Annotated in this window: 1 pseudogene; it reads right to left on the bottom strand. The window is 46.1% G+C overall.

Annotation, left to right across the window (positions count from 1 at the left end):
• Positions 1 to 571: pseudogene (locus tag R7Q46_RS29030) on the bottom strand (peptidylprolyl isomerase); the annotation flags it as partial.

Below are 571 nucleotides of genomic sequence, written 5' to 3'. Positions count from 1 at the left end.
TAGACAGGTTTGCCATCTACTGGCTTCGCCATTGCAAAGACGGTAGTTGCTAGTGGTGAACGACGGTCAACGGTCTCTTGCTCACCAAATGTTAGGTTGTTTTCCGCAAGAACAGCCGTATTGCCTTCATTCAGAGCAGCTACCACTTTTGTACCTAGCTCTAGGGCACCTTGCTCACCTTTAACGCGAGATAGTTCCGCCACAACTTGGTCTTTCACTTCAGCTAATGGAAGCACTGTTTCGTCACGAGAATCTTCAACACGAACAACAATAATGTGCTCAGGCGCAACTTCAATCGCTTCAGAGTTCAGACCGTCTTCTTTCACTTCTGGGCTCAGTAGTGCTTGCATAACGGCTTGGTTACGTAGAACCTCAGGTGCATCAACTTGAGAGATGAAGTCTGTTGTCTTCACTTCTTGGTTAATAGCTTTAGAAGCATCGTCTAGTGAATCAGGGTACTCAAAAGCAACACGCTCACGCTCATTTTGTAACTCGTAGAATTGATCCACCGCTTTTTGGTCTACTAGCTCTTGCTTAATCTCCGCCGCCACTTCATCAAATGGTTTTGCAA

Source organism: Vibrio sp. 811, from assembly GCF_033339195.1.
Note: the sequence above shows the minus strand (reverse complement) of the source record. Positions and strands in the feature narration are given on the sequence as shown.